Raw genomic sequence first — 7388 nt, forward strand, 5'->3', positions numbered from 1 at the left:
TTATTATTCTACCACAATTTAAGGTTTTCTTTAATTTTTTCCTGCGGCTTATCAAAATCGGGCAGCCTCCCGACTAGGGTGTAAAATTCAAGTTCTTTTAATATGTCAGCTGCTTTTGCTTTATCGTAATTTATCCAAGAGCATTTTTCCAAATTGAAATCTATAGGAACGTTTTTTTCAATTTGAGCCAAATCTCTGGAAAGAAAAGCCTGCTCCCTGTATTTGAGAAGCGTTTCTCTCTGCTTCGGTTTAAGGTTTTTGGCTTTTCCAGAATTTTCCTCAAGTTCTTTATACAAATTATCCAGAGTGCTGAACTTCAAAAGAAGCTCAATGGCTGTTTTTTCTCCGATTCCGGTAACTCCCGGGATATTGTCGGAAGCATCTCCCCTCAACGCCTTAAAATCCAATACTTGCTCGGGTAAAAGACCTTGTAATTTTTCTTTAACCAGGCTTTCGTCATACAGAACAACGTCTTTCACTCCCTTTCTTAAAGCGAAGAGCTTTGTCTGTTTATCAACCAACTGCAAAGCGTCCAAGTCGCCACTGACAATAATTGTTTCAATCGGCGGAACTATTTGCTTTCTCGGCGATAAAGCAGCAATGGTTCCGATAATATCGTCTGCTTCAAACCCCTGCTTTTCAAAAATGGGTACATTGAATAATTTTAAAACTTCTTTTATCCTCGGAATCTGCTGGTACAGTTCCTCCGGAGCTTTCGGCCTTTTTGCCTTGTATAGCTTGTATTTTTTATGCCTGAAGGTCGGTGAAGGCAAATCAAAGCAGGCGGCCATGTAATCAGGATGGAAATCCTTTATCGCTTTGAAAAAAACCAGCAGAAATCCGTAAACAGCGTTTGTTGTCTCGCCTTTTTCCGTTGTTAAAATGGGCAAAGCGTGAAAAGCCCGGTGGATTATGGAATTGGCGTCAATGATTAAAATTCTTTTATGTTCTTTTTCCATTCCCCGTATATCAACTTCCAGAACCAAACGCCTTTAGGTGCGTTTTAGCCTGTAAGCGGTTATTTAATAATAATTTCATATTTACAACCATTTGAGTTATGCCCGGCGTTTGTTTAGAACGCACCTTACTGGAAGTTGTATTACGGGGCATTTTTTAATTCTATCACGATTTTTCTCGTATTTTTATTTACGAATTCGAACCTCAGCAGAATGGCGTTCTTCGGTATTATCTTTTTGACTCTGTCTGACCATTCAACAGCGATAATGTTCCGGGGATCGGAAACAAACTCCTTGAATCCTAAACCAAGCAATTCTCCAGCTTTTTTAATCCTATAACAATCAATATGGATAAACGACCTTCGGGAAGTGGAAAACTTTTTAATCAGGACGAAAGTAGGACTGAGAACTCTTTCCTTTATCTCAAGGCCTTTGGCAAGGCCCTGCAAAAAAGTGGTTTTTCCTCCGCCCAAATCTCCCACCAATCCTAAAACAGTTGCTTTTCCATAGGCTTTTGATTTTAAAATTCTCTTTGCCAAACTTTGTCCAAGCTTTTTTGTCTGAGCCGGACTTTTTGTAATGAATATGGATTCCATTGATGTTTCAATAGGCGATGATGGAAAAGATTTCCCTCATCTTCACCTTCACCCCGCTGTCTGCGGGGTTCGGTCATTGACTTTTGGGCGATTTTAAACTAAATTAAACTAACTTACTTAATTTTAAACCAAGTAGTGAAATTTTGACAGAGCTTTTCTAAAGAAAAGCTGTAAAAACCGCGTAGCGAGTCAAAATTCTACCACTTGGTAAACCTTATGGGAGAAAACTTCAAAGACAGTACCAAAGGATTGAAAATTTCTTCGGAAAAAAACAGTGAATTCAAAAAGAATATTAAAAATATTTCTGATTTAAAAACGGAAATTGAAAAAGCGACAATCGAGAACGTTTCCGAACTCATAGAAACAATTATGGTTGGCGCCATCAACTTGGGCGCCTCTGACATCCACGTTGAACCGGAAAAGGACCAAGCTAAAATCAGAACAAGGGTTGATGGTCTTCTGCAGGACGTAACCGTAATTGAATACGAACTGTATGAAAGCCTGCTTTCAAGAACAAAGCTCCTGTCTGAAATCAAGATGAATATTAGCGATCGGCCACAAGACGGCCGATTTAGTGTTTTATTGGAGACTCTGCCCATTGAAATAAGAACATCCACTTTGCCGGCCGAACACGGAGAATCAATTGTTTTGAGAATTTTAAATCCAAAATCCCTGGTTGATTTGGAAGCCCTGGGATTAAGAAGCGACTTATTAAATCTTTTTAAAAAAGAAATTGAAAAACCAAACGGCATGATTATCGTAACCGGCCCCACTGGTTCCGGTAAAACGACCACTCTTTACGCTTTTTTGAAAAAAATCAATAAGCCCGAAATAAAAATAATCACCATTGAAGACCCGATTGAATACCATGTCAATGGCATTTCCCAGACCCAAGTAAATCCGTCAAAGGGATATGATTTTGCCTCAGGCCTCCAATCCATTGTCAGACAGGACCCTGACGTCATCCTGGTCGGTGAAATCAGAGATCCGAAAACCTGCCAAATAGCCCTGCAAGCTGCTTTGACCGGCCACTTAGTTTTCTCAACCCTGCACACAAACGATGCAGCCGGCACTATTGCCAGACTTACCAGTTTAGAAGGATCTTTGTCCAATATCGGACCAGCTGTTAATATGGCTGTTGCCCAGAGATTGGTCAGAAAAGTCTGCAAAAAATGCAACAAATTAATAACTCCCTCTCCGCATATTTTGGAAAAATTCAAAAAAGAACTGAAAAGCCTGCCGAAAACCGTAAAAATTCCCTCAATCAGCAAAGGGTTAAAAATCCCCCAGGCCAAAGGATGTAAAGAATGCAATTCCACCGGCTATAAAGGAAGGCTTGGCATATTCGAAGCAATCCTGATTGACGATGAAATGGAAGGTTTTATTTTAAAAAACCCGTCAATAGCCGCTTTTAAAGAAGAAGCCATAAAAAGAGGCATGATTCCCATGCGCCAGGACGGCCTGATCAAGGTCTTGGAAGGTCTGACAACAATTGAAGAAGTGGAAAGAGTATCAATTGAATAATAAGATAAAAAAATAGCCCCAGGGCTGGGGGGACTAGAGTACTAGGGACTAAAGTTTGAAACCTTTTTGAGGATTCTCCCAGTGAAACCAGGAGGTCCGTCAGGAAGAAAGGTTCCGTCCCCCAGCCCAAGAGCTATTTTCCAATAAATATATTGTAACAGATTATGTTATTTTTGTCAAGAGCTGAGGCAAAACCCGGACTATTCTTTTTAGTCTTTTTGTTTACTTTGGCGGCATTTTGCGTACAAGCTGCCGAAACCGCAGAAAAGATAGATCTCAATACTGCTTCTCTAGAAGAGCTGCAAAAGATAACCGGCGTTGGGCCGGTGATAGGCCAAAGGATAATAGAGGCAAGACCCTTTATTTCTGTCCAAGATTTAATAAAGGTGAAGGGAATTGGCGAAATAACTTTGCAAAAAATAATAGATCAAGGGCTAGCCTGGGTATCGGGAGAAATACAAACTGAGTCAATTGCTCAAGAATATGAGCCGGTTGTTAATAACGCAAAGCAGCAGCCTCAAGAAAGCTATGCTTCCGGCATTATTATCAATGAGATCCTTCCCTCTCCTGAAGGCCAAGACGAAAAAGAAGAATGGATTGAAATATTCAATCAGAATGACTTTGCAACAGATCTTTCTTTTTGGAAAATAACCGATGCTATTGGCCAAACAAAAACTTACACTTTTCCTGTTAATACGATGATCAAAGCCAAAGGATTTTTAGTGTTTAATCGGCCAACCACTAAAATTACTTTGAATAACAGCCAAGATGGGTTATCATTGATTCAGCCGAACGGAAACATAATAGACAGTGTAAATTACGAAAAAGCGCCGCAGGGTCAATCGTACAGCAAAATGGAAAATAGCTGGACTTGGAGCACTGTTTTAACTCCGGGTGAAGATAATATGGTTTCATTGCCGACCAGCCAAGATAAAAGCGAACAAGAAGAAGAACAAATTAAAACCCGACAGATGGCCGCTATCAGCCAGCAAATGCCAAAAACTCCTTTCTCTGTTTTCTTAACTGCTTTGGGCTTTGCCGTTCTTTCCGGAGCAATAATCGTCCTTACTAAGAAGAAATTAATTTAAAAATATGTCAGGCCATTCCCACGCTAAAACAATCAAGCACCAAAAAGAAATAACTGATAAAAAAAGAGGCCAGATGTTTTCAAAAATGTCCAGGCTGATTTCGGTTGCTGTCAAAGAAGGAGGGACTAAGGTTGAAACCAACTCAAAGCTCAAACTGGCTTTTGAAATGGCAAAAAAACTGAATATGCCCAAAGAAAACGTTGAAAGAGCTATCAAGCGAGGGACAAACGAGCCAGCCGGAGAAACTCTGGAAGAAGTTTCATTTGAAGCTTATGGTCCTGGCAACATTGCCATAATTATTACTGGCATTACTGATAATAGAAACAGAACGCTAGGCGAAGTAAAACAGATTTTGAACCAGTACAACGGGAAACTGGTCGGCGAAGGCGCCGTTAAATGGCTTTTTGAGAAAAATGGGGCTATCACAGCTGACTTGGCGTCTCAGAATGAAGAATTAAAAAACAAAGAAAAGCTGGAAATGGCAGCAATTGAAGCAGGGGCAAAAGACGTTAACTGGCAAGATAATGTTCTAAACATTTATACCAATCCCGAATCCTTAGAAACGACAAAAAAAGAATTAGAAGATAAAAACATTAAAATAGATTCCGCTTCCCTGGACTGGCTGGCGAAAGAAGATATTGAAGCAGAGGAACAAATAAAAGAGTCCTGCCAGAAGCTTTTTGACGCTTTGGACGAAAATGATGCGATTCAAGAAATCTATTCTAATATGAAGCTTTCATGAAATGAAAACGAATAAAAAAGAGAACGTAGTTCTCTTTGCTTAAAAGAATTAAAACACTATGGCAAAAGAAGCCGATATCAGAAAAAAAGCGATTGAACAGCTTCAAGCTGATGGCTGGATAACATGGTTCGCCCCGAAGGTTAAATTTCTGCAAACTGATGTTTTCGGAATAATAGATTTGCTGGCCCTAAGGGGAAAAAGTAAAAAAAACATACAGCTTACCACATTGTCAAACGTTTCAGCCAGAAGAAAAAAAATAGCAAGTTTCATAAAAAAACATAAAGTTGAATTAATTGTGGAAATCTGGGCCTGGAACCAAAAAAAAAGATGCTTTAAAAAGGAAAAAATTGGAATAAATAATTGCATAAGAGAAAGCGTTTGATAAAAGATTACCCTTGACAACATTTTTAAAAAAAATATAATACTGAGTAGAACCAACTAAGCATGAAATTTGATTTCGTGTTTGGAAAAGGTCGAATTCCTTAGATAACAGACTACTCCGCCACAAGCGGAGTAAAGTAATTAAATAACAAGGCAAAAAATACTATGGAAGACAAAACTTTAAAACCTTTCGTCAGCGAAGACGAAGGAACAACTGAAGCTCCTGCAGAGGAAACTCCAGACGCTACAGAAAAAACTCCAGAAGCTACAGAAGAAGCTTCTGAGTAGTAAAATGAGAATCCCGCTTTCAGCGGGATTTTCATTTAAGCTATCTTTGCGAATTTTCTTTTACCGACCTGGATAACCAGGCCTTTTTTTATCTTAATTTGCTTCTGCCAATCAGTCTGGACCTCATCGCCGATCTTAACCCCCTTTTGGTTAATCAACCTCTTGGCTTCAGCTTTTGATGAAACCAACTTTGCTTTAAATAATAATTCCAAAATATTCAGAGATTTTTGAGAGATTCTGATCGAAGACACTGACGATGGCAACTTTTTCTCTCTGAAGACTTTATTAAATTCTTTTTCAGCAGTTAGAACCAATTCCTTGCCGTGATAAATAGAAACTATTTCCCTGGCCAGCTTTGCTTTCAGGTCGCGGGGATTGGCTTTTTTAAAAGACATATTTTTTATCTCTGATAGCGGAATGTCCGTGCAAAGCTCGAAATATTCAAAGATAAACTCGTCTTTCATCGACATAATCTTCCCGTACATTTCGTTCGGCTTGTCGACTATCGTTACCATATTTCCCCAGCTGGTTGACATTTTTCTGCCGTCTAAGCCGGAAAGCATTTTTGAGGTTATTATGTCTTGAGGCGGCTGGCCGAACATCTTTTGTATTTCCCTTCCAACCTTCAAATTAAACAGCTGGTCAGCGCCGCCGATTTCCACGTCTGCTTTCACGGCAAATGAATCATATCCTTGGAACAAAGGGTAAACTAACTCATGAATGCCAATCGGTTTTTCCTGTTCCCATCTTTCTTTAAAGTTTCTTCTTTGGATCATTTGCTGCGCGGAAAAATGCATTGCCAGAGACAATAATTCTTTTACGGTTATCTTATTTAGCCATTCGCTGTTATAGCGAATTTCAGTCTTTTTCATATCTAACATCTTTCCGATCTGCCTTTCATAATCTTTCATATTCTCTTTGATCTCTTTTTCTGATAAGGGTTTTCTCATAGCCTGTTTGTCAGAAGCATCGCCGATTAAAGCTGTAAAGTCGCCGATAATCAGAACTATCTTATGCCCTAAATCCTGAAAGTTTTTCAGTTTTCTGAATTGAATTGCTCTTCCTATATGTATTTTGGGGCCGGTCGGATCAATGCCGTGTTTTATACGGAGCTTTTTGCCGGATTTCAGATTTTTCAACAGACTATCTTTTTCAATAATCTGTTCTATCCCTCTTTCTAAAATTTCATTGATTTTTTGCGAAGTAGTTTTCATTCTTCTAATTTACTATATAAAAAGCAAAAAAACAACTAAAAACGCGCCCGGCAAGGCGCGTTTTTAAATCATTATCTTTTATCTGCATCCATACAAGGCATTCAGCTTGGTTCTGGTCGTATTACCGACAAAACCTGTTCCGTACTTCAACCTCCAGGGGGTCAGAATTTCACTGCTGTATTTTTGCTGAAACCCAACCACTGCTGAAGCAAGAGATTCATTAAAGTAAGAAGGCTTTGTTCCTTTTATATAAAATCCTTGCTTTTCTAGCGCACTCTGTAAAGCCTCAACCTCTGGGCCGGAAACTCCTATCGCTAAGTTTGTATTAAAAGTATGGCACCAAGAGATTGGAGTTCCTGTGAGCGCTGCTATTTGAGCTTGTAGTTGGGCAATTTGTGCCATAATTAGCTGAATTTGCAATAATAGCTGCTGGATAACTTCATCTTCATCTTCAATATTAGCTGTCCCAGCCGTAAAGCTTAATTGGCTGCCGTATGCCCAGCCAGCTGAATTCCTGGCTTTGGCCTTGTAGTAGTATTTGGCTCCCGGAGTCAAGCCGCTAAGATATTTAGTAAAACTGCCTGTGCTGTACGTTCCTG

The 7388-nt window shown here is 39.4% G+C and carries 8 protein-coding genes; 4 read left to right on the forward strand and 4 right to left on the reverse strand.

Going from position 1 to position 7388, the window contains the following annotated elements:
* Positions 1 to 8: 8 nt before the first annotated feature.
* On the reverse strand, positions 9 to 986 hold the full coding sequence (locus ISS83_01370; protein MBL7142303.1) for a hypothetical protein: 978 nt from the start codon (positions 984 to 986) through the stop codon (positions 9 to 11).
* Positions 987 to 1099: 113 nt separating this feature from the next.
* The gene (gene tsaE, locus ISS83_01375; GenBank protein MBL7142304.1) at positions 1100 to 1552 is read right to left on the reverse strand and encodes a tRNA (adenosine(37)-N6)-threonylcarbamoyltransferase complex ATPase subunit type 1 TsaE; all 453 of its coding nucleotides are present in this window, start codon (positions 1550 to 1552) and stop codon (positions 1100 to 1102) included.
* 216 nt (positions 1553 to 1768) lie between these two features.
* Here tsaE and ISS83_01380 point away from each other — a divergent pair, with 216 nt between their 5' ends.
* The 4 genes from ISS83_01380 to ISS83_01395 all read left to right on the forward strand — a co-directional run bounded on the left by ISS83_01380 (position 1769) and on the right by ISS83_01395 (position 5288).
* Positions 1769 to 3076 (forward strand): type II/IV secretion system protein, encoded by a 1308-nt coding sequence (locus ISS83_01380; GenBank protein MBL7142305.1) that lies wholly within the window; start codon positions 1769 to 1771, stop codon positions 3074 to 3076.
* A 164-nt stretch (positions 3077 to 3240) separates the two neighbouring features.
* Positions 3241 to 4164: a lamin tail domain-containing protein gene (locus ISS83_01385; protein MBL7142306.1), complete on the forward strand. Its 924-nt coding sequence runs from the start codon at positions 3241 to 3243 to the stop codon at positions 4162 to 4164.
* A 4-nt stretch (positions 4165 to 4168) separates the two neighbouring features.
* Positions 4169 to 4906: a YebC/PmpR family DNA-binding transcriptional regulator gene (locus ISS83_01390; GenBank protein MBL7142307.1), complete on the forward strand. Its 738-nt coding sequence runs from the start codon at positions 4169 to 4171 to the stop codon at positions 4904 to 4906.
* 58 nt (positions 4907 to 4964) lie between these two features.
* Positions 4965 to 5288: a hypothetical protein gene (locus ISS83_01395; protein MBL7142308.1), complete on the forward strand. Its 324-nt coding sequence runs from the start codon at positions 4965 to 4967 to the stop codon at positions 5286 to 5288.
* A gap of 322 nt (positions 5289 to 5610) precedes the next feature.
* Here the strand turns inward: ISS83_01395 and ISS83_01400 are convergent, their stop codons facing one another.
* The gene (locus ISS83_01400; GenBank protein MBL7142309.1) at positions 5611 to 6789 is read right to left on the reverse strand and encodes a tyrosine--tRNA ligase; all 1179 of its coding nucleotides are present in this window, start codon (positions 6787 to 6789) and stop codon (positions 5611 to 5613) included.
* 78 nt (positions 6790 to 6867) lie between these two features.
* On the reverse strand, positions 6868 to 7388 hold a 521-nt coding region (locus ISS83_01405; protein MBL7142310.1), incomplete at its 5' end, for a peptidoglycan-binding protein.

Source organism: Candidatus Paceibacterota bacterium (assembly GCA_016782605.1).
Lineage (GTDB): Bacteria > Patescibacteriota > Minisyncoccia > Minisyncoccales > RBG-13-42-11 > BS750m-G71.